This window comes from Halorubrum lacusprofundi ATCC 49239 (assembly GCF_000022205.1).
GTDB classification, from domain to species: Archaea; Halobacteriota; Halobacteria; order Halobacteriales; family Haloferacaceae; genus Halorubrum; species Halorubrum lacusprofundi.
In genome coordinates this window covers 1918581-1938477 of record NC_012029.1, presented here as the reverse complement: position 1 = coordinate 1938477, position 19897 = coordinate 1918581, and the positions used below count along the sequence as shown (strand labels likewise).

Genomic DNA, 19897 nt, shown 5'->3' with positions numbered 1-19897 from the left:
CTATCGTCAGACGTACGTCTGATAAATCCCGTTGGTCCCGCGCCCGAGGTCGGCGCCGTCACTCCCGGACCGTCACTCCCGGAAGAACTCCTCGCGCTCGAACGGCTCGTCTTCGCCCTCGACGGCGACCACGTCGAGCGCGGTGACCTCGGCGCCGACGCCGAGCAGGCCTGCGAGGCTCGGCTCCGTCCGGCCCTCGTCGCCGGAGATCAGCTCTTTGATGTAGAGCCCACCTTCGCCGTGAATCTCCACGATCGCGTGGCGGGCGTCGTCGAGTTCGGCGGTCGCCTCGTACACGTCGCGCTCGCGGGTGATGCTCGCCCGGCGGTGGTCGACCCGGTTCGGGGTGTACTGCTCGACAGTCGTCCCCTCAAGCTCTTCGACCGCGGCCGCGAGGGCGTCGGCGTCCACGTCGGCGTCGAAGGCTACCTCGGCGCGGTAGCGCTTCGCAGCGTCGTGTTCCTTCACGCGTTCGACCATGTCGTAGGTCGCGAGCCGGAGCCCCTCGACCTCCACGGCGCCGTCGGCGAAGGCGTTGATGTCGGCCTGCAGGCGATCGGTGTCGACCCGGCGGCGGCGCGGCTCCTCGACTTCGATCACGAACGGGCGCCCGGTTCCGAGCATCAAGGCGTCCACGTCCTCCCGGCCCGCGCCGTGGAACGTCGCCTCGGTGCCGTCCATCACGTCCTCGACGACGGGCGCGGTGTACTCCTCGACGCTGTCGTCGTAGAGGTAGCCGGAGCCGCCACAGTGATCACAGGGGTCCGCGCCCTGTCGCCCCGAGCCCTTGCACTCGCGGCAGGGCCACTCGGTCTGCGGGATGTCCCGTTCCAGTTTTCGATACCGGCCGTACACAAACGTGGAGTTCACCTTCGCGTCGATCTCGTCTTCGGCGAGGTCGATCGTGAACTGCACGTCCGGGCGGTCGAACGACACCTCCGTCTCCGTGAGCCGGCCGAACCGCTTCCCGACTTCGCGGTTGAACTCCGACTTGAACGGCTCGCCCGCGTCGTCGTCGAGCCCGGCTTCCTCGCGGAGCAGCGCCTCGTTCTCCTCGATCAGCGGCGGGGGACGGGTGCCGACGTTGTAGGTGGCGAACTCCACGTCCTCAACCGCCTCGGCGGCCCGCTCGGCCCATTCGTCGAACTCGGTGCAGCGCCCCTCACACACCCAGCAGTCTGCCGTCTCGACCGGCTCGTAGTCCTCGTCGTCGCGGAGCGCAAGACTGGTCCGCAGCGCCGACCCGCGCTCGGCGTTCGACAGCCCGAAGCTCCGGTCGGCGACGAGCCGGCCGAGACACGCGTCGCACACCGGCCCCGTCCCGGTCGCCCGCGCCGCGACCTCGAGTACGTCCATACGGTCTCCAGCGTCCCCCGTGGTAACTGTCTTACTACATCGCGGGGCGCACTCGCCGATTCTGGGTGCTGTTCCGGCTCCCTCCCGGCCGACTTAAGACGGTCCGCGTCGTTTCGCCGGGCGTGAGCGATCCGCCCTCGCGCGAGGAAAAGCTGGAGCTCGGCGTCGAGCTGCTGGCTCATCTCGAACACGAGGAGCTGGCGCTGCCGGACGCGATCGACCGGATCGAGACGGTGACGACGAGCCCCTCGCTCACCCGCGATATCCTCGACGCCGCCGAGAAGCGCGGCGTCATCGAGCGCGAGAACGCCCGCCTTCGGGTCCAGCGCGGCGGGACGTACGTGAACTACGAGCGTCAGGTGGTCCAGCGCGAAGGGGAGTTCGAGTGCCGTCGCTGCGGGACGACGATCACGACCGGCCACTTCGTGAAGCTGGACGCCGGCGAACTCGGCCCCTTCGGCTCCTCGTGCATTCGGAAAGTTACCGGCCGCGACGGTGATGGGGACGGCTCCGGAACGTAGCCGCTATTGGGGACATCAAGGTTATCTGGCAGGAAACTATACGTAATCTATGACGGGAGGACAGAAAAGCGAGTTTCTGACCGAGTTCAACGAACGGATAGAGCACCTACCGAAGTCGGTTGACCGGGCAGCGGTCAAGCGTATACAACTCGTGGCGTACGTTCTCGATGAGGGCATCCGCGTTCCGGGAATCGGCTATCGTATCGGTATCGATCCAGTGCTCGGTATTCTCCCAGGGGCAGGAGACGTACTCAGCGGCGGAGTCTCGCTGTACATCGTGGTTGAGTCGGCCCGTCTCGGTGTGTCCTACACAACGCTGCTCAGAATGATCGCGAATATCTCCTTGGATGTGGCCGTGGGAACAATCCCAATCGTCGGTGATGCCTTTGATATCGTCTGGAAGGCCAACAAGCGCAATTTCAAACTGGTGTTGGAAGATCTCACGACGGATTACGACCGCTCGACTCGGTCCTCGGGTGAGCGAACCGAGATCGAAATCGAGTGACGAGCGGATCCTCACGGTTCCCGGTATCCCCGTGACTATGAGGTCCGGGTAATCCCTTTCGAATCGCTCTCTGAGACCCGCGGCCGTTGTTTATAAGCGTCGTCCGGCCCCTTCTCTGTACATGACCGACGACCTCGACACGCCGGTGCTCGACAATCATCTCCACCTCGATCCGCGTCACGGTCGCGGGGTCGACGCCGTCAAGGACTTCGTCCGGCTCGGCGGGACCCATCTGCTCGTAGTAAACAAGCCGTCGTGGCACCTCGGCGTCGAGCCCGACGAGCCGACCGACTTCCGGCCCGTCTTCGAGGAGACGCTCGACGCGGTCGCGGCCGCAAACGAGGTGCTTCCGGGGCGCGCGTGGCCCGTCCTCGGCGTTCATCCCGGCCTGATAAGTCGGCTCGTCGACGATCGGGGGTTCTCGCCCGAGGACGCCCGCGACCTGATGCAGGGCGGGATCGAGGTCGCAAGCGAGTTCGTCGCCGACGGCGATGCACTGGCGCTGAAGTCGGGGCGCCCGCATTACGACGTGAGCGACGCGGTCTGGGCGGCGTCGAACGCCGTGACGCGGCGCGCGTTCGAGCTCGGTGCCGCCCTCGACTGCGCCGTCCAGCTCCACACCGAGGCCAGCGAGGACCTCACCGATCTGGCCGCCGCCGCTGAGGAGGTGGGACTCGATCCCACGCGCGTGGTAAAACATTACGCCGAGGGGCGACTCGCGGGACTCACCCCGAGCGTGATGAGCGAGAAGGACCGGCTCGAACGCGCCGCCGAGTCGGGCGAGCCCTTCCTGATGGAGACCGACTACGTCGACGACCCCGAAAAGCCGGGGATGGTGCTCGGTCCGAAGACAGTCCCGCGCCGTGTCCGCTGGCTGCTGGAAGCGGGATACGACGACGCGGTCCGGCGCGCTCATGTCGAGACACCCCGCGCCGTGTACGAGATCGACACCGAGTCGACGCTCAATCGTGATACCTGAATCCCGGCATCGGGCGGGTGAGACGCCCTCTCGCTCGGCGATCGATAGGAAAGGCATTTGAGTAGTCCGGGCGACGTAGGGTACATGACCGACGACGACGCCGTTGAAACGTTCTATACCGACGAACGCTGGCAGAACTGGCTCGACAGGCTCGAAGAGGAGGATTTAGACCCCGAAAACGAGGACTCCGCGCGGCTCCTGTTGAACCTCCAAGACGACGCCGCGATCGCGGTCGTGAAGGTGCTCGCGGCGCTCGACGACGAGCGCATCGACGAGGACCGCGCCGTCGAGGAGATCCGGACCGTCCGCGACATCGTGCTCGCCGACGTGGAGTTCGACGACGAGGACAAGGTCATGCTGATCGACGGCGTCCAGACCTCGCTCGTTCCCGTCTTCTACGCGGCCGAGGAGTACGTCGTCGGCGGCGTCGTCGAGGGCGACGTGAGCGAGTTCGTGCACGCGGCCGCCGACGCCGAGGCCAACGACGACCTCGACGCCGCGCTCGGCTACGTCGTGCAGGCCGGGACTCGAATTATCGACGGCGAGGCTCTCGACATCGACCTCGTCGAGGAGCTGGAGTACGGGCTCGTCTCCGAATGGGTCAACGGGCTCGACTCGCTGCAGTCGGCCATCGAGGACCCGGAAGTCGTCGAAGAAGAAGGCTGAGCGCGACGGTCGATTCGATTTCGTACTCTCCCGTTTCGATCACTTCCGACGAGCTGTCGGGCTATCGAGCGTCTGCGACGACCGCTGAAAAGCTCGTTCGAGATGAACCGTTTTGAACTCGCGTGACGATACTGCTGTATGGTTTTCTCCGCGGCTGAAATAGCGATCGTGCTGCTCGTCGTGTGGACCGCCAGTTCGTTCGTCCCGTTCGTGCCAAGCGGCGTCCTCGCAGCACTGACCGTTATCGGCTACACGTACACCACCGGCTTCACCGAGCCGAGCCTCACCGTCCTGCTCGCACTCGTTCTCGTCTCGCTTCTGGCCTCCGCGGTGGAACTGTTGTCAGGAATGCTCTCCGGAAAGCTCGGTGGCGCATCGACGCGGACCGTCGCCGTCGGCACGCTGGTTGGCATCGTGTTGCTGTTCGTGATGGGCCCGATCGGTCTCGTCGTCGGAGTGGGTGGAACCGTGTTTCTCGGTAGCCTCTATGAGAACGGCGCCGAGCCGCGTGTCGCCGTCCGACAGTCAGTCTACGCGGTGATCGGTGTCTTCGCCGGCCCGTTCGTACAGGCAGTCATATTGGCTGGTGTCGCCGTCGCGTTTGCGATCTCCGTCTTGTGACGCCGGGGAGAAACGGTGTCCGTGGGTTCCGGTCCGTTACGCCGCCACGGCGAACAGCAGCAGGTTGTGAGCCGCGGGGCCGAGCCCGACGGCGGCCACGAAGCCGAGCAGGAGGTAGCCCTCGCCGGGCGTCTCCCGGATGTACCCCGCGAAGAGCCAGACGACGGCGCTCGCGACCGCGAGCTTCACGAGCAGGAACAGCCACCCCTCGCCGACCACCGGCAGCGACGGGAGCCCGCCGATCTCAAGCAGGATCCGCGAGACCGGCGTGCGTTCGCCGAATCCGAGGTGGGTCGTCCCGACCGCGGTCGAAACGCCGTCGAGCGCGTGCGCGAACACGGCGAGGGCGCCGACACCGCCGGTGATCGCAGTTTCGGGTCGAAGTCGCGTCAGACCGACCCAGACGGCGCCGGCGATCGGGATCGTAAGCACGAGTGCGATCGTTGACCAGCGCGCGCCCTCCGGCGAGAGCCCGGTCGAGACCGCGACCGCGACGACCGGGGCGAGGAGGAGCGTGCCGGCGACCGCGAGGACCGCCGGCACCCGGTCCGGGCGGGTGGCGTCGGCGACGAGCCACGCCGCGCCCGCCAGCGACCCCACCGTGAGATAGACGGTCGGCGAGCCGGCGAAGGGTGAGAGGAGGGGCGGGAGCGCGTCGACGACGTAGAGGACGTGGGCCGCCGAGCCGAGCGCCATCCACGGAGCGAGCGCGAGCACGCGGCGACCGGTGACCCGCGGTCGTCGCCGGCGGAGCGCGGCGACGACCCCGCCGGTCGCGAGCAGGACGACGAGGAGGTACGGCGCGGGCGGGAGGGTAGTTCCCGCCGGAAGGAAGGGAAGATCGCCGACCATCACACGGACAGCACGGGCTGGCTGGCGTACAGGAGGACGTACTCGGCGGCCTTCCCGAGCACCTCGCCGGGGTCGCCGGAGACGGGCTCGCGCGGGACGACGATGAAGTCCGACTCCAGCTCCTCGGCGGTGTCGAGGACGACGCTGCCGGGGTGAACCGTCTTCACCTTCGTGGAGAACCCGTAGGCGATGGAGTTGCTGTGGGCGATGCCGGCCGCCTCGGCGCGCCGCACCACGGAGTCGGTGAACGCCTCGGTGTCGTCGGCCACGTCGCCCTCGTCGACCACGCCGTGGTCGATCGCGCGGACCACGTCCTCGTCGAGCACGTATAAGGCGTGGACGCTCGCGTCGTACTCGGCGGCGACGGCGATCGCGTAGTCGACCGCCTCGTGGGACTCCTCGCTGCCGTCCACGGACACGAGGACGAGGTCGATGTCGAGATCGGTCATACGCGAGTCGTCGGCGGGGGAGGGCAAAAAGCCAGCCCTCTGTGGTCGCCGCCGAGCGAATCGGGCTGGCGCCCGGACAGGCAGTCGAGGACGCCGCCCTTCAGAACTCCGCGAGGTCGCGCTGTCCGTCGGCGCGGCGCTCGGACGGGGGGACGTTGGTCGCGACGATCTCGTCGACCTCGTCGCGGTTCCCCGCGTCGCTGTTGATCGCCCGGGTCGCGCCCTCGATATCGACGGAGAAGCCCGCCTCCGCGTACGGCTCGTACATCACGCCGCTGTTCGAGAGGACGACCCGCACGCCGGCCTCGTCGAGCTCGGCCGCCACGTCGAGCAGCCGGCGCTGGTCGTCGCGGTCGAACCCCTCGGCGCTGTACTCGTTGAAGCTCGCGGTCGCGCTCATCGGCTCGTAGGGGGGATCGAAATAGACCAGATCGCCCGGCTCCGCGGCGTCGAGGACGTACGCGAAGTCGTCGTTCCGGATCGTCGCGTCCGTGAGCGCGTCGCTCGCTCGCCGGATCCGGTCACGCTGGACCCAGTCGGGGTTCGCGTACCGGCCCACGGGAACGTTGAACCCGCCGTCGGCGTTCTCGCGGTAGAGCCCGTTGTAGCAGGTTCGATTGAGGTACAACAGGAGTGCGGCCTCCTCCAGTGAATCGAATTCGCCCTCGTACGGGCGCCTGTTGAACCGCGCACGCTGCTGGTAGTAGTAGCTCTCCACGTCGCGATCGCGGGCGGTCTCCTCGGCGTACGGGAGGGCGGGGCCCGGGTCGGCGTCGGGGTCGTCGAACGATTCCAGCCGCTCGATCAGCGCTTCGGGCTCATCGCGCACCCGCTCGTAGAAGTTCACCAGCCGCGGATTCGCGTCGTTGACCGTCGCGTCAGTCGGTTCGAGGTCAAAGAACACCGCACCGCCGCCGACAAACGGCTCGTGGTAACGGCCGTACGTCGCGGGGAACCGGGCGTACAGCTCGTCGAGGAGCTGCCGCTTCCCGCCGGCCCACTTCAGAATCGGCTCGGCCATAGGATGTCTGGGCTCGCCCGCCGCGGTTTATAAACGTCACGGGCGAGCAATCGACCCAGGACGGCGCCCTCGCCGGCCACGACGGCCCTCCGGGCGAGACAACCGCCCGCCGGCGGACTCAGTCGTCGGCCGGTTCGCCGTCCGGATCCGGGAGGTCGGCGACGTGGTCGCCCGCCTCCTCGAAGTTCGGCCCGGGGTTGATCGTCCCTTCCTCTCGGTTCCACTCGATGTACCCGGCCTCCTCCAGAGCGGGGAGGTGGGTCTCGCGGAGTTTGGCAGCGATCTCGTCCGCCCGCCCACGGACCTGCAGGTCCGCGACCGTCTCGACCGTTCCGTCCGCGAGTCCGGCGATGACTCGGCGGCGCTCCGGCGTTGCGACCGTCTCCGTTCGTTCAGAAGGGGTCTCGTGTGCCATTGACAGTGCCTGTTCGTATCTACATCACGAATCGCGTCGGAATAAAAGTACGGGCCGTGGGCGCTGATCCCGCCCCGCTAACGGACTCGCAGTCCGCGATGAAGCGTGTATCCGGGGACGAGCAGGAACAGAAGGGGGGTCCCCGTGACCGGGTGCGCCAACAGGGAGCCGGCCGCGAGGATCAGGTACCCCTTAGCCGGCGGCGACCACGCGGTCCGGGTCCGCATCGCGTCGAGCTCCGCGGCGAAGGCGTACAGGAACCCGCCGGCGACCAGAAGCCACAGCGCTCCGGCGACGAGCGTCGCGGGCAGGGTGCCCGCCGCGTCGGCGACCGCCGGGGGCACGCCCCGCCGTCCGGCGGCGTACACCGGATCGACCAGCGCGCGAGCGGCGATCGATGCCGGCAGGTACAGCGCGGCGACGGCGACTGTCGCCCAGAAGGGGGCGTTCCCTCGTCCGGCGGACGCCGGTGTGCGGGTCATGATCGGACGGAAGCGAGCGAACGAGAGAAATCCTCCGATCGCCGGTCTCCGTCGATTCATCGCCGATCTGAACACCGTGTTTCGGTGGCTTCTGGTGTCCCCTCTCCCGCCGAGTGAAGCGATATTTGATAGATCTATTACGAGTGTACGAACGACTACCATGCCAACAGTTACTCCGCATTGACAACCGTTTTAGACCGTTTAGCTATGTGTGGTGTGTCACCTATTCTCAGAACATATTTGCAATATGAAAGGTTTTTATCGGCGGGGGATGTACGCGTATCCATGCAATCAATGAAATACGGACCCCCAGCCGCCGGTCGCTCGCCGGGACCCAACGTCGCGCCCGACGGCAGCATCTGTGCTTCGTTCGCGTTCCTCGCGCTGATCGCCTTCGGCGTTCTCGCGGCCTCGTACCCGGTCGTCTCGCTCGTCGTCCTGACCGGCGTCGTCGCCCTCGCGATTCTGGCGCGCTCGCTCGTTCGCCGCGTCGACCGTGACGCGGTCGGCCGCGTCAGCTTCCCCGGGCTGGGCACCGTCGAGTACCGCTTTATCCGGGGCTGACAACGCGACCAGTCGAACTACCCGTCGAACCGATTGTCGCCCGACAAACCTCGCTTTCTCTCTTCTGCACCCGACCGCGATTCAGACCCCGTCTGCGACCCGCTCGCCGACGTCGAGGCCGTTCGCGAGCGCGGCGTGGACTCTGGCCTCCCCGGCGACCCAGTCGCCGAGGAGGTACAGCCCCTCTTGACAGGCGGAGTCGAGCGGGCCGCGATCGACGCCCGTCTCCGGCTGCGCGTACCGCCACCCCTGGTAATCCGTCCACGCTGGGTCCGCCAGTCGGTCGTCGCCGACGATATCGGCGGCGTGTTCCGCCAGCATCGCGACGTTTTCGGCCGGGTCTGCGTCGTAGTGCTCGACCGACCACTCGTGGTTCGCCTGCACGATGAGTAGCGTCTCACCGTCGGGGACGTGGCCGGACTTGCACTCGTCGCGGGAGAGCCACCCGACCGCGTGCGCCTTGTCGGTGTTGACGAGCCCGTAGTAGGGCACGTCGAGCGGGAACGGGTAGTGCAGGACCGCGGTCCAGACGGTGCGGTACGCCACGTCGCCGACCGCGTCGACGAGCGCCTCGCGGACGGGAGAGTCCCACTCCGCACTTCGGAGGAGGTCGGCGGTCTGTGGCGCCGGCGGATTCAACAGGAGGGCGTCGAACGGTCCCCGCGTCACGCCGCTCGCGTCGTCGACCTCCCACCGATCGCCGACCCGGCGGACCGTCTCGATCCGCGTCCGGCGGTGCACCGTCGCGTCGGTTCGGGCGAACAGCCGCTTCGCGATCTGCGTGAGCCCCTGCCGGTAGCTCCACTTGTGCTCGTCCGCGTCGCGGCCCGGTGAGACCTCGCCGTCGGCGTCGAAGACGTAGATCGGTTCCGCGATATCGACGAGCCCCTCGCTGTCGAGCGTCTCCGTGATCAGCTCGACCACGCGGTCGTCGTCGGCCTTCAGGTAGTTCGCGCCGTAGTCGTACGTCAACTCGCCGTGCCGGCGGGTCGCCGCGCGGCCACAGAGCCCGCCGGACTTCTCGAAGACCGTCACGTCCGCGTCCGGGACCGCGCCGTCGACGGTGAACGCCGCCGCCGCCGCCCCCGCTCCCGCGCCGACGATGCCGATGTGTGTCACGGTCACGTGGAGGGGACGCAGTCACTTAATCGGTTGCTCGGGGTCACTTTAGTCGAGGGGGCAACTCTGCCAGCAACCGGTGAGCGACTCCGGCATCGACCCGAGACCGCGAACGCGGAAACGCGAACGCCGAACTCCCGCCGACGAGGGGGCAAGAACCTCCCCGACGGGGCGTTTTATTTCCGCGTGCCGACAGCGTGCGAACACGAACAGCCGGTCCGGTGGGCGGGACGGACCGGTCTCCCACACTCCCATGACCCACGACACGACCGGACGCGGGACGGACGGTGACGATGGCTGACGACGGTGACGGAGCGACTGACCCCGACGACGCCTCGGAGTCGGACGACTCCGGAGTCGACGACGGCGCCGACGACGGCGTCGACTACGCCGGGCGAGCCGCCGAGATCCTCGGCTTCTCGCGCTGGTGGCAGATCGTCGCCGCCGCGGGGATGATGGCGGCGGTGAGCCCCTACCAGTACGTCTGGTCGTCGATCGAACAGCCGCTGGCCGAGAGCCTCGACCTCGCCCTGCCGGCGCTCGGCGCGGTGTTTTCCTTTTACGTCGTCTTCCAGTCGCTCTCGCAGTTCCCCGCCGGGAAGTGGCGCGACAGCCGCGGTCCGGGCGCGCTCACGTTCCTCGCCGCCCTGCTCGCCGGCGGCGGGTACGTCGGACTCGCGTACGCGACGACGCTCTGGCAGCTGTACCTGCTGTACTCGCTCGGCGCGATCGGCGTGGGGATCGTGTACACGGTCGCGGTCAACACCGCGGTCAAGTGGTTCCCGGACCGGACGGGACTCACCACCGGCGTCGGAACGATGGCGTTCGCGGGCGGGAGCGCGCTCGTGGTCCCGTACGTCCGCGCGAACGCCACCGCCGCCGCCTACGGCGACGTACTGCGGAACGTCGGGGTCGCCATCCTCGTCGTGACGCTCGTCGGCGCGTACCTCCTCCGGGACCCGCCGGACGACTGGCTAGGGCTGGAGGAGGACGGAGACGGAGCGGAAGGCGGAGACCGAAGCGACAACCTCGCGGCGTCGCTCCGCGGTCGCGCGTACACGACCCGCGAGATGCTCTCGACGTGGCAGTTCTGGCTGCTGTACGCGATGTTCGTCGCGATGGCCGGGGCCGACCTGATCGTCATCGCCAACGTCGTGCGCTTCGCCGAGCAGTTCGGGCTGGCGGCGGTCGTCGCGACCGCGTCGGCGACCCTCTTACCCGTCGCTGCCGGCGTCTCGCGGATGATTCTCGGGGAGGCGTCCGACCGCTTCGACCGCAAGAAGGTGATGGCCGCCTCGTTCGTGCTCGCCGGTGTGTTCCGGCTCGCGCTTATCGGCGCCGGGCGAGCGGAGGCCGGGGTCGCGTTCGTCGCGCTGGTGATGGCGGCGATGTTCTTCTCCTCGCCGCTGTTCGTCTACTTCCCGTCGGTGATCGCCGACTACTACGGCTCGCAAAACTCCTCCGGCAACTACGCGGTCCTCTACACCGCGAAGGTCGGCGGCGGGGTCTTCGCCGGCACCGTGACCGGCTACCTCGTCGCGACGGCCGGCTGGATCCCGACGTTCGCGCTCGGGGGCGGGCTGGCGATCGCCGCGGGGCTGGCGGCGCTCCTGCTCCGACCGCCGAGCGGGTCGGGGCTTGAGGCGGACGCGACGGCTGCGGCCGACTAGCTCGCCTACCCGATCAGCTCGCGTGGGCCATCGCTCGCTCGATCCGGCGCTTCAGGTCGTCGAGCCGGTCGCCGACGGTTCCGACCGTCGCCAAGACGGGGTACGTCGCGTCGAGGTCCTGATACAGGTACGTGGGAACGTCGAGATCACCGTCGATCGCGAGGTCGCGCTCGTAGCACGCGAGTTCTCGCTGGCGGCGCGTGGCGATCCGATCGCAGTCGCCGATCAGCGCCTCGGCCCGGGCGCGATAGGCGTCAAGCGTCCCGAATCCGTCCTCGGTGAAATCCGTCCGGGCGGTCGACGCGACCTCACTCTGGATCGGGGCGAGTCGGGAGGCGGCCCGCTCGACCGACTCCGTCTCCGATCGGATCGTCTCGACGAATCGCTCGCGTTCCTCGATAGCGGTCTCGACTCTGTCGATCAGGGATCGCTTACACTCGGCGTGGAACCGCGACCCGCGAGTGAGCGCGTACGCCAGTTCGGGGCCGCACTCCTCGGCGACGCTCCGCTGGTAGGTGTCGTCGTACTCGATCTCGTAGTGCGGGACGGACATCACTGTCTCCTGGTACGCGTCCCTGACCGCGACGAGTCCCGACCCCGCCGGCGGCCCCGCGCTGGAGGAGCCGGCGGTTCCGACCGCGCTGGCTCCCCTGGCGACTCCGATTGAACCGCCACTGCCCGCGATCGGTCCCGCGCCGCCGTCGGTCCGAATCGGCTCCGACGGGACGGACGCGACGCGCCCGAGGAAGGCGCGGAACGCCCCGTATTCGTCGCCGACGCGCCGGTGCTCGGTCCGGAGCGCCTCCCGCGCGTCGTCCAGCAGGTCCGGGCTCCCGTCCGCCGGCTCGGTCGTCGTTGCCATACCGCATCGGTCGCTTATCGCTCACGTAAACGCTTATAATAGCGATACGAGTCGCGCAAGACCGGTGTGGAGCACTCAATAGGACTCCGGAGACGAGTCGCGCGTCGTGTCCGACGGGAAACGCACATCCGTGCGCCGCCCCTACGATCGGGCGATGGAGGTCGCGCTGATCACGGTCGGCGACGAACTGCTCGCGGGCGACACGGTGAACACGAACGCCAACTGGCTCGCCGCGGAGCTGAGCGACCGCGGCGTCGCCGTGAAACGGATCCTCTCCGTGCCGGACGACCGCGCCGTCATCGCGGAATGCGTCCGGGCGTACGCCGACGCATTTGACGCCGTGATCGTCACGGGCGGGCTCGGTGGGACCCCGGACGACGTGACGCTGGAGGCGGTCGCCGACGCATTCGATCGCGAACTGGTTCCGACCGACCTGACGCGCGAGGCGGTCGAGCGGCGGCTGGCCGAGATCCGCGAGCGGCTCCCCGACAGCGACGTCAACGTGGATGTCGAAGCAGAGGCCGCGGTCCCGGAAGGAAGCCGCCCACTTTTAAATGACTCCGGACTCGCGCCGGGCTGCGTCGTCGAGGGCGTCTACGTCATGCCTGGGATCCCCGAGGAGCTGAAGGCGATGTTCGCGTCCGTCGCCGACGAGTTCGCTGGCGATCGCCGGTCGCGGTTCCTCTACACCGTCGAGCCGGAGTCGGACATCGTCCCCGCGCTGGAGGCGGCAGGCGAACAGTTCGATGTCGCCATCGGCTGTTACCCCGACCGCGAGGCGGAGCACAACCGACTGAAGGTGACTGCGACCGACGAAGACGCGCTCGACGAGGCGGCGGCGTGGCTGCTGGCGAACGTCGACGCCAGTGAGACGCCGGTGCGACGCGACTGGGGCAGCGAGTGACGGCCGACCCCGGTGCGGGAGTTATTTCACTCGGCGCCACCACCTTCACGCGAACCACTCACGGATCCACGATGTCGACGACGCACACCGCCGGAAAGAGAGCAGAGATGGGGAGCACGGCGATGGCGACGACGAACGTATCATCGGAGCGTCGCGTCTCGTCAGAGCGTCGCGTCTCGTCAGAGCATCGCGTCTCGCCGGATCGGCGATCCGCGCCGGGTGTCCGCCGATGACCGAGTCGTTTCGCGGGTTCTTCGACGAGATCGACGCCCCAAGTCGGTCGCTCGTGGTCGTCAACCGGTCCGAGCCGGAGCCGGTTCGGAACCTGCTCGACTCCCTGCTTGAGGACCAGTCGGTCGCGATCCGCGAGCGCGACCTCCCGGACGCCGACACGGACATCGTCCTCCTCGTCGAGGACGGAGAGGTGATCGCTCGGTCAACGCTCGACGAGCTGCTCGAATCGGTGCTGCTCATCAACTCCGACCTGTACAAGACCGGCGCGATCGACCTCAACGAGGTCACGCTCCCCGACGTGCTTTCCGGTCTCGACGAGGTGCCCTTCCGGCTCCGCGGCTACCCTCACTCGAACAAGGAGAAGCTGCTGTTGATCGTCGTCTCCCGCGTCATCGAGCGGATCGCGGCCGAGGCGGGCGGCGGGACGCTCCGTGCGTCCTTCCAGCGCCTCTCCCGACTGCAGGACGAACGCGGAACCCGCGAGGTGTACGAGACCCTCGGTAACAGCGGCGTCGACGTCCACGTCTACGGAGTCGGCGACGCGGACCCCGGGGTGTCGCTCCCGGTGACGGTACACGAAGGCCGGTCGTCCCCGTACCGGCGATCGTGGTTCGTCGTCTTCAACCCGCCGCCGGGAGCGGACGCCGCCCGCTCCGTCGCGCTCGTCGCCCTCGAAGACGAGCCGAACGTGTGGGACGGGTTCTGGACGTTCCGCCCGAAACTCGTCGATCGGATCGACCGCCACATCGCGACGACGCTTTAAGGGTCGACTCGCCGCGGCGTGTTGAACGTCGACACCGCTAACCCGTTCGCACGCGATCACCGAACAACCCGTGTCATCGAACGACCTTTCCGACCGCGTGATCGCCCTCACGGGCGCGACCAGCGGTATCGGCCGTCGTGCGGCCGTGACGCTGGCCGAACGCGGAGCCACCGTCGCCGCAGTCGGGCGGAATCGGGAGCGTGGCGAGGCGCTCGCCGCCGAGAGCGACGCGGCGGCCGGGACGATCCGGTTTCACCGCGCCGATCTGGCGACCCAGTCGGCGGTTCGCGATCTGGCCGCCGAACTCCGCGAATCGTACGATCGGCTCGACGTTCTCGCGCACAACGCCGGGCTCTCGGTGAGGTCGCGGACGGAGACCGCAGACGGGATCGAACTCACGCTGGCCGTGAACCACCTCGCGCCGTACCTCCTCACCCGCGAGCTGTTCGACCAGCTCGCCGGCTCGGCGCCCGCCCGGGTCGTCGTCACCGCCTCCGACCTCCATCGGCGTGCGACGCTCGACTTCGACGACCTCCAGTTCGCCGACGGCTACGACCCCTTGGAGGCGTACGCCCGATCGAAGCTCGCGAACGTCGCGTTCACGCTCGAACTCGCCGATCGGATCCCGGAGGCAGCGGGAGTCACGGCGAACTGCCTCCATCCGGGGTTCGTCCCCTCGACGAACCTGTTCCGCGACGCCGCGCTCCGAACCCGGCTCGCGGTCCGCATCGCGGGGCTCCTGCCCGGCGTCGGGACGACGCGCCGAGCCGCGGCCGACCGCCTCGTACGACTCGTCGCGTCACCGGAGTACGCCGAGCGAACCGGTCGCTACGTCGGCGAGGAAGAAATGACGCCCGCGGACGACACGGTCGACTCCGAGACGCGCGAGCGGCTCTGGAGCGTCAGCGCCGACCTCGTCGGGATCGACCCCGACTGGCCGTGAACGTTCGCTAGCTCACAGCGGGGAAGCGCCGCCTCACCCGTCAGACAGCTCTCCCCGCGCGGAGCGCCACCCCTCGAAGAACGCGCCGGCCGGGTGGTAGTCGGGTTCGACGCCGGGCGGGTCCTGTGCGACGAGGTCGCCGTCGGCGTCCGCGGGCAGGCGCTTCTCGTACCAGACGCCCGCCGGGCCGCGGAACAGGTCGGTCCGAACGAGGAACCGCCGATGCCAGTTCCGGAGCCGATCGGCCTCGTCGGCGTCGCCGCGAGCCGCCGCACGCTCGGCCAGTGCCGCGGACGCGCCGATCGCCTCCGCGAGCGCCCACCCGTATCGATCGGCGACGATCGGCGACCCGTCGGCCGCGTGGGTGTACACGAATCCGTTCTCCGACCAGCCGCGGTCGACTGCGGCGTCGAACAGTTCGCGGGCGCGGGTGTACCAGTCGATGGTCGCGGCTGGATCCTCACTCTCTCCATCCTCACCCTCCTCGCCCTCGTACCGGTCGAGCAGCGCGAGGAGCTTCGCCCACTCCGCGTGGTGGCCCGGCTGGTACCCCGGCGGCCGGAACTGGTGGCGCGGCTCGTCCACGTTGTACGCGAAGTCGTGCTCCCAGTCGGCGGTGTAGTGCTCCCACAGCAGACCGTCGGTCTCGGCGGCGAGGTCGACCGTGATCGCCTCGGCGATGTGACGCGCGCGGTCGAGGTATCTCGCCTCGTCCGTCGCCTCGTAGGCGGCGAGGAACGCCTCGCAGGCGTGCATGTTCGCGTTCTGGCCGCGGTACGGCTCTCGCTCGGTCCAGTCGGCGTCGCAGTCGCTCCGGAGGAGTCCCCGGTCGTCGCGGAACCGGTCGTCGATCAGCTCTCGGGTCGCGTCGAGGTCGCGCTCGGCGCCCTCGATCCCGGCGTCGACCGCGCGGGCGTACGCCAGTAGAACGAACGCGTGGCCGTACGCCGACCGCGTCCGATCCACCGGCTCGCCCTCCGCGTCGACGACGAGGTGATACCCCCCGTCGTCGGCGCGGTGCGCCTCCCGGAGGAATTGCAGGCCGTGCTCGGCGGCGTCGAGACACCAGTCGGGGCCGTCGGCGAGCGCGCCGACCGCGAAGTTGGCGACCGATCGGCAGGTCGCGATGAGGTGCCGCCGGTCTCCGGCGTAGGGATCTCCGGTCGTCGGGTGAATGAGGCGATACCCGCGGTCGGCGAGCGCGTCGGGGTACTGCACGCGCAGGACCGAAAGCAGCCGTGCCCGGTGCGATCGCGCTTGCGTTCGAACCGCCTCGCGCGTCGTCTCGTTCATCGGCCTCCGATTGATCCGCCACCGGGTAAAGTCGGTGCGTTCCGAGCGTCGTTCACGACGAGCTACCACTCGACGTAGGCGAGGTACTCCGCGCCCTCGTACTCCAGCAGCCACGTCCCGTAGAAGTCGTCCACCCGGATCCCGTCGTGCGCTCGGATCCGATCGATCACCGATCGGAAGGCGTCGTCGTCCTCGAAGTACGCGCCGTCGATCGACTCCTCGACGACCTCGCGCTCGGCGTCCGAGAGCCCAGCGAGCACGAACAGGTACCGCTCTCGGACGTGGTCGGCGAACGTTTCCACGTCGGGCGCCACCTCGGTCGCCTCGTACCGGTACTCGGCCTCCGACGCGGTGTGCGAATCGACTGCGACCCGGTACCGATCTCCGTCGTGAACGAGCACGTCGTACCGCCGCTCCGGCACGAACACCGATTCGTTGCCGACCTCCGCGGCACTTCCGTAGCCAACGCCGAGGTCGTAGCCGTCCTGCTGGGGCGGGTCCGTCTCGGAGACGATCGGTTCGAGGCGCTCGCGGTCCACCTCCGGGAGATCGTCGAACGCGATTTCGCCCAGTTCCGGTGTCGTGTCCGCCGGATCGAAATCGATGAGCACCTCGTACACCGTCACCTCGCTGCTCGCGATCCGCGTCTCCGTGACCTCGTAGACGGCCTCGTCGACCCGAACGGTGTCGGTGGGTTCGAACAGCTCGTACCGTCCGCGACGGGTGGCCGACCCGTTTTCGAGCGCCGACGTGACGAGCTCGTACTCTTCCGAGCCGGGATCGGCCGTCATCGACACCTCGTCGGCGATGTCGTCTGCGGTCGCCTCGTTCAGATCGAGGATGACGGAGGGGTGGCCGCAGCCGGCGAGGGCGACGGAGAGGAAGGCGGTTCCGCTCGCGAGGAATCGACGGCGTCGCATGCCGTACCTGACAGCGAGTCTGAACGAAAGCGTTGGGGTTCTGCGAGATGTCGTGGCACCGATCGATTCGTTTATTCAAAAACTGCCGGATGGATCCGGCACCAGTTCCTCACGGCGAGGCCCCGTCTTTCGACACAATGATGACACAGACCGCTCCCGCGCCGGACCGACCGTCGACGAGAGACGACGTACAGTTCGCGACGGTCGAGGAAACGGGCGACCGACGGCTCGCGTACGCGGAGTACGGGGCGGAAAACGGCTCTCCGATGGTGTTTCTCCACGGGACGCCGGGTTCGCGCCGGCTCGCGGAGCTGTTCGAGTCGACGGCGCGGGACACTGATGTCCGTATACTCGCACCGGACCGTCCCGGATACGGTCGATCCGACCCCTGGTCCGACCGATCGATACGGGACGGCGGGCGAGTCGTCCGCACCGTACTCGACCACGCCGGGATCGACACTGCGCGTCTCGTCGCGTTCTCGGGCGGCGCCCCGTACGCGTTCGCGGCCGCGGCGGCGCTGCCGAGTCGGATCGATCGACTGGACGTGGTCGCCGGCGCGACCCCGCCGGAGTACGCTCGCGAGCGTCCCACGACACAGCGAGTGTTGAACTGGATCGGATCGACGGCGCCCTCGGTGCTCGCCGCGCTGTTCCGCGCCCAGCGGTGGGTGGCACAGCGCCGCGACCCCTCGTTCGTCGTCGCCCAGTACACTACCGGCGATCCGACCGACGCCGTGTCCGACCACGCGGCGGAGATCGTCCGGGCGGACTTCCTCGAAGCGCTTGCCCGCAACCGCAGCGGCGCAGTCACCGAGTTCCGACAGATCGCGGCCGATTGGAACGTCGACTTCGAAGCGATCGACGCGGCGGTTCGGTTCTGGCACGGCGGCGACGACGCGAACGTCCCGATCGCTGCCGTTCGACGGTTCGAGGCGGAGCTACCGACCGCCCGGCTAGCGGTGCTCGACGGTGCAGACCATCTCCAGACGCTGCTTCGCTCCGTCCCCGAGATTCTGAACGACTCCTCGTCACCTGCGCGACGGAAGACGGCGACCGAAACCGGCATTTAAATCGTCGACGCCCGAAATCCGCGGCGAGAGAATGAAACGCGTCCAGTTCGCGGCGGCGTACCCGGAGCGGCTCGTGCATCCGCTTCACCGTCGGGTCATCGAGCCCGGGCCGGTGACCCGTGCCGAGCTGTTGACGTGGAGTCCCACTGCGGACGCGACGACGCTGTTCTGGTGTGACGCGGACGCAGACGCGACGGCGTCGGTCGTTCGGGTCGTCGACTCGCTCGTGGAGAAGGAACTCGTCGAAGACGGGGACGGGACGTACGCGTTCCTCCGACAGGACGGCTACGAGTTCGCGCCGGCGGTGCTTGACGCGATCGCGGCCGCACACGTGGTCTTTCTCCCGCCGGTCGTCTTTCTGGACACGGGCGACGTGCGGTTCGAGGCGGTCGGAGAAGCGGCGGCGCTCGGCGCGTTCCACGAGGCGCTCACCGACCTCGGCGACGTTGCCATCGAGCAGGTCCACGAGTTCGAGCGGACGGCGTCGCCGTCGCGGCTCACCGATCGGCAGCGAGACGCGTTGGAGGCGGCAGTCGCGGCGGGGTATTACGAGATACCCCGCGACGGGGCCGTCGAAGACGTCGCCGCGGCCCTCGACTGCTCGACGAGCACGGCCGGCGAACTGGTGCGGAAGGCCGAGGCAGCGGTGATCCGCGAGTTCGTCGCGGCCGGCGGTTTATAAATAGAATCGAAGTACACTCGCCCCGGAGACGGTCGGCCGTCTCCGTTACTGTCCCATCAATCCGCCCGGAGCGCGTCGGCGAGATCGTCGGCCACGTCAGCGATGGCCTCCGTCGCCCGATCCACGTCGCGGAGCGTCATGAACCCGTGCACCTGGTCCGCGTAGTTCTCGTAGCGCGTGGCCACCCCGTCTCGAACCAGCTGTTCGGCGTACGCTCTCCCGCCGTCGCGCAGCGGGTCGAACCCGGCGGTGACGACCGTGGCGGGAGCGACGCCGGACACGTCGCCCGCGTTCGTCGGGTCGGCGTACGGGTTACGCTCGTGGATCTCGTGGTCGTAGTAACACTCCGTGAACCACTCCAAGTCCGCCTCGTCGAGGACGATACCGGCGTGCTCCTCGATAGATGGCTGATCGGCCTCGACGCCGACGCCGGGGTACAACAGCGCCTGATACGCGATCTCGGGGCCGTCGCGCTCGGCAGCCATGAGCGCGGCGACGGCGGCGAGCGCGCCGCCCGCTGAGTCGCCGGCGACCGCGACTCTCCCGGTCCCGTCGATCGTGTCCGGGTTGGCGGCCGCCCACTCCACCGCCGCGTATGCGTCCGCGACTGCCGCGGGGAAGGGATGTTCGGGCGCGAGCCGGTAGTCGACCGAGAGGACGGCACAGCCGCTGTCCCGCGTGAGATGGCGGCAGAGCCAGTCGTGGGTCTCGATGCTCCCCAGCACGAACCCGCCGCCGTGGAAAAACACGACCGTGGGAAACGGGCCGTCGTCGTCCGGTAGATACAGCCGGACATCGAGGTCTCCCGCTGGCCCGGGGACCGCCCCGTCCACGGTCTTCCCGACTGCGGGCGGGTTGCGGTTCTGAATCCACATCGCCGGCCCCGTGAGCAGCCGCGCGAGCTTCAGCCCCCACGGGCTGTGCGGCAGCGGGAACCGCTCTTGGCGCTCGATCGCCGCCTTCGCCTGCGGATCGATCTCGTCGGCGTGCATGCTCGTACCTGTGA

23 protein-coding genes are annotated in these 19897 nt (G+C 68.5%); 12 read left to right on the top strand and 11 right to left on the bottom strand.

Annotated features, from left to right (window positions below; translation table 11 throughout):
* Positions 1-72 precede the first annotated feature (72 nt).
* Entirely contained in the window at positions 73-1356 is a 1284-nt protein-coding gene (locus HLAC_RS09630; RefSeq protein WP_015910640.1) for a tRNA pseudouridine(54/55) synthase Pus10, read from the bottom strand.
* A 122-nt stretch (positions 1357-1478) separates the two neighbouring features.
* Between HLAC_RS09630 and HLAC_RS09625 the strand changes: the two genes are divergently transcribed.
* The 5 genes from HLAC_RS09625 (at position 1479) to HLAC_RS09605 (ending at position 4648) form a co-directional block, all read left to right on the top strand.
* A complete protein-coding gene (locus HLAC_RS09625; RefSeq protein ID WP_049933723.1) occupies positions 1479-1877 on the top strand; it encodes a DUF5830 family protein in 399 nt (132 codons plus the stop codon).
* Between the two features lie 49 nt (positions 1878-1926).
* Positions 1927-2382 (top strand): DUF4112 domain-containing protein, encoded by a 456-nt coding sequence (locus tag HLAC_RS09620; protein WP_015910638.1) that lies wholly within the window; start codon positions 1927-1929, stop codon positions 2380-2382.
* A 121-nt stretch (positions 2383-2503) separates the two neighbouring features.
* On the top strand, positions 2504-3361 hold the full coding sequence (locus HLAC_RS09615; RefSeq protein ID WP_015910637.1) for a TatD family hydrolase: 858 nt from the start codon (positions 2504-2506) through the stop codon (positions 3359-3361).
* 84 nt (positions 3362-3445) lie between these two features.
* Positions 3446-4027, top strand: coding sequence for a DUF2150 family protein (locus HLAC_RS09610; protein ID WP_015910636.1), 582 nt, complete (start codon positions 3446-3448; stop codon positions 4025-4027).
* 138 nt (positions 4028-4165) lie between these two features.
* Positions 4166-4648, top strand: coding sequence for a DUF456 family protein (locus HLAC_RS09605; RefSeq protein ID WP_015910635.1), 483 nt, complete (start codon positions 4166-4168; stop codon positions 4646-4648).
* A 36-nt stretch (positions 4649-4684) separates the two neighbouring features.
* Here the strand turns inward: HLAC_RS09605 and HLAC_RS09600 are convergent, their stop codons facing one another.
* The 5 genes from HLAC_RS09600 to HLAC_RS09580 form a co-directional block, all read right to left on the bottom strand.
* Positions 4685-5500 (bottom strand): DUF63 family protein, encoded by an 816-nt coding sequence (locus HLAC_RS09600; RefSeq protein ID WP_015910634.1) that lies wholly within the window; start codon positions 5498-5500, stop codon positions 4685-4687.
* Positions 5500-5949 carry a universal stress protein gene (locus HLAC_RS09595; RefSeq protein ID WP_015910633.1) on the bottom strand — a complete coding sequence of 150 codons (450 nt, stop codon included), beginning with the start codon at positions 5947-5949 and terminating at the stop codon, positions 5500-5502. Before HLAC_RS09595 ends, HLAC_RS09600 begins: the two co-directional genes overlap by 1 nt.
* 100 nt (positions 5950-6049) lie before the next feature.
* Positions 6050-6970 (bottom strand): DNA adenine methylase, encoded by a 921-nt coding sequence (locus tag HLAC_RS09590; protein WP_015910632.1) that lies wholly within the window; start codon positions 6968-6970, stop codon positions 6050-6052.
* A 118-nt stretch (positions 6971-7088) separates the two neighbouring features.
* Entirely contained in the window at positions 7089-7385 is a 297-nt protein-coding gene (locus HLAC_RS09585; protein ID WP_015910631.1) for a hypothetical protein, read from the bottom strand.
* A gap of 77 nt (positions 7386-7462) precedes the next feature.
* Positions 7463-7867 (bottom strand): hypothetical protein, encoded by a 405-nt coding sequence (locus tag HLAC_RS09580; RefSeq protein ID WP_015910630.1) that lies wholly within the window; start codon positions 7865-7867, stop codon positions 7463-7465.
* A gap of 285 nt (positions 7868-8152) precedes the next feature.
* Here HLAC_RS09580 and HLAC_RS09575 point away from each other — a divergent pair, with 285 nt between their 5' ends.
* Entirely contained in the window at positions 8153-8431 is a 279-nt protein-coding gene (locus HLAC_RS09575) for a hypothetical protein (protein ID WP_237583021.1), read from the top strand.
* Positions 8432-8512: 81 nt separating this feature from the next.
* Here the strand turns inward: HLAC_RS09575 and HLAC_RS09570 are convergent, their stop codons facing one another.
* Entirely contained in the window at positions 8513-9550 is a 1038-nt protein-coding gene (locus HLAC_RS09570) for an NAD(P)/FAD-dependent oxidoreductase (RefSeq protein ID WP_049933721.1), read from the bottom strand.
* Positions 9551-9843: 293 nt separating this feature from the next.
* Here HLAC_RS09570 and HLAC_RS09565 point away from each other — a divergent pair, with 293 nt between their 5' ends.
* The gene (locus HLAC_RS09565) at positions 9844-11220 is read left to right on the top strand and encodes an MFS transporter (protein ID WP_015910627.1); all 1377 of its coding nucleotides are present in this window, start codon (positions 9844-9846) and stop codon (positions 11218-11220) included.
* Positions 11221-11233: 13 nt separating this feature from the next.
* On the opposite strand, the gene HLAC_RS09560 is transcribed toward HLAC_RS09565, so the two are convergent.
* On the bottom strand, positions 11234-12082 hold the full coding sequence (locus tag HLAC_RS09560) for a DUF7260 family protein (RefSeq protein WP_015910626.1): 849 nt from the start codon (positions 12080-12082) through the stop codon (positions 11234-11236).
* 154 nt (positions 12083-12236) lie between these two features.
* On the opposite strand from HLAC_RS09560, the gene HLAC_RS09555 reads away from it, so the two are divergent.
* The 3 genes from HLAC_RS09555 (at position 12237) to HLAC_RS09545 (ending at position 14926) form a co-directional block, all read left to right on the top strand.
* Positions 12237-12986, top strand: coding sequence for a competence/damage-inducible protein A (locus HLAC_RS09555; protein WP_015910625.1), 750 nt, complete (start codon positions 12237-12239; stop codon positions 12984-12986).
* A 229-nt stretch (positions 12987-13215) separates the two neighbouring features.
* Complete coding sequence (locus tag HLAC_RS09550) at positions 13216-13983, top strand: DICT sensory domain-containing protein (RefSeq protein ID WP_015910624.1); 768 nt, start codon at positions 13216-13218, stop codon at positions 13981-13983.
* A 70-nt stretch (positions 13984-14053) separates the two neighbouring features.
* Positions 14054-14926 (top strand): SDR family NAD(P)-dependent oxidoreductase, encoded by an 873-nt coding sequence (locus tag HLAC_RS09545; protein ID WP_015910623.1) that lies wholly within the window; start codon positions 14054-14056, stop codon positions 14924-14926.
* Positions 14927-14959: 33 nt separating this feature from the next.
* On the opposite strand, the gene HLAC_RS09540 is transcribed toward HLAC_RS09545, so the two are convergent.
* Complete coding sequence (locus HLAC_RS09540; RefSeq protein ID WP_015910622.1) at positions 14960-16219, bottom strand: AGE family epimerase/isomerase; 1260 nt, start codon at positions 16217-16219, stop codon at positions 14960-14962.
* 62 nt (positions 16220-16281) lie between these two features.
* Positions 16282-17139: a hypothetical protein gene (locus HLAC_RS09535; protein ID WP_015910621.1), complete on the bottom strand. Its 858-nt coding sequence runs from the start codon at positions 17137-17139 to the stop codon at positions 16282-16284.
* Between the two features lie 137 nt (positions 17140-17276).
* Here HLAC_RS09535 and HLAC_RS09530 point away from each other — a divergent pair, with 137 nt between their 5' ends.
* On the top strand, positions 17277-18209 hold the full coding sequence (locus HLAC_RS09530; RefSeq protein WP_015910620.1) for an alpha/beta fold hydrolase: 933 nt from the start codon (positions 17277-17279) through the stop codon (positions 18207-18209).
* Between the two features lie 31 nt (positions 18210-18240).
* The gene (locus tag HLAC_RS09525; protein WP_015910619.1) at positions 18241-18891 is read left to right on the top strand and encodes a helix-turn-helix domain-containing protein; all 651 of its coding nucleotides are present in this window, start codon (positions 18241-18243) and stop codon (positions 18889-18891) included.
* A gap of 56 nt (positions 18892-18947) precedes the next feature.
* Here HLAC_RS09525 and HLAC_RS09520 read toward each other — a convergent pair whose 3' ends face one another.
* Positions 18948-19883, bottom strand: a complete 936-nt coding sequence (locus HLAC_RS09520; protein ID WP_015910618.1) for an alpha/beta hydrolase — start codon at positions 19881-19883, stop codon at positions 18948-18950.
* Positions 19884-19897 lie beyond the last annotated feature (14 nt).

Coding starts and splice junctions, on each gene's coding strand:
- HLAC_RS09630 (WP_015910640.1), bottom strand. CDS start 1,356: ATGGACGTACTCGAGGTCGCGGCGCGGGCGACCGGGACGGGGCCGGTG.
- HLAC_RS09620 (WP_015910638.1), top strand. CDS start 1,927: ATGACGGGAGGACAGAAAAGCGAGTTTCTGACCGAGTTCAACGAACGG.
- HLAC_RS09615 (WP_015910637.1), top strand. CDS start 2,504: ATGACCGACGACCTCGACACGCCGGTGCTCGACAATCATCTCCACCTC.
- HLAC_RS09610 (WP_015910636.1), top strand. CDS start 3,446: ATGACCGACGACGACGCCGTTGAAACGTTCTATACCGACGAACGCTGG.
- HLAC_RS09605 (WP_015910635.1), top strand. CDS start 4,166: ATGGTTTTCTCCGCGGCTGAAATAGCGATCGTGCTGCTCGTCGTGTGG.
- HLAC_RS09600 (WP_015910634.1), bottom strand. CDS start 5,500: ATGGTCGGCGATCTTCCCTTCCTTCCGGCGGGAACTACCCTCCCGCCC.
- HLAC_RS09595 (WP_015910633.1), bottom strand. CDS start 5,949: ATGACCGATCTCGACATCGACCTCGTCCTCGTGTCCGTGGACGGCAGC.
- HLAC_RS09590 (WP_015910632.1), bottom strand. CDS start 6,970: ATGGCCGAGCCGATTCTGAAGTGGGCCGGCGGGAAGCGGCAGCTCCTC.
- HLAC_RS09585 (WP_015910631.1), bottom strand. CDS start 7,385: ATGGCACACGAGACCCCTTCTGAACGAACGGAGACGGTCGCAACGCCG.
- HLAC_RS09580 (WP_015910630.1), bottom strand. CDS start 7,867: ATGACCCGCACACCGGCGTCCGCCGGACGAGGGAACGCCCCCTTCTGG.
- HLAC_RS09575 (WP_237583021.1), top strand. CDS start 8,153: ATGCAATCAATGAAATACGGACCCCCAGCCGCCGGTCGCTCGCCGGGA.
- HLAC_RS09565 (WP_015910627.1), top strand. CDS start 9,844: ATGGCTGACGACGGTGACGGAGCGACTGACCCCGACGACGCCTCGGAG.
- HLAC_RS09560 (WP_015910626.1), bottom strand. CDS start 12,082: ATGGCAACGACGACCGAGCCGGCGGACGGGAGCCCGGACCTGCTGGAC.
- HLAC_RS09555 (WP_015910625.1), top strand. CDS start 12,237: ATGGAGGTCGCGCTGATCACGGTCGGCGACGAACTGCTCGCGGGCGAC.
- HLAC_RS09550 (WP_015910624.1), top strand. CDS start 13,216: ATGACCGAGTCGTTTCGCGGGTTCTTCGACGAGATCGACGCCCCAAGT.
- HLAC_RS09540 (WP_015910622.1), bottom strand. CDS start 16,219: ATGAACGAGACGACGCGCGAGGCGGTTCGAACGCAAGCGCGATCGCAC.
- HLAC_RS09535 (WP_015910621.1), bottom strand. CDS start 17,139: ATGCGACGCCGTCGATTCCTCGCGAGCGGAACCGCCTTCCTCTCCGTC.
- HLAC_RS09530 (WP_015910620.1), top strand. CDS start 17,277: ATGATGACACAGACCGCTCCCGCGCCGGACCGACCGTCGACGAGAGAC.
- HLAC_RS09525 (WP_015910619.1), top strand. CDS start 18,241: ATGAAACGCGTCCAGTTCGCGGCGGCGTACCCGGAGCGGCTCGTGCAT.
- HLAC_RS09520 (WP_015910618.1), bottom strand. CDS start 19,883: ATGCACGCCGACGAGATCGATCCGCAGGCGAAGGCGGCGATCGAGCGC.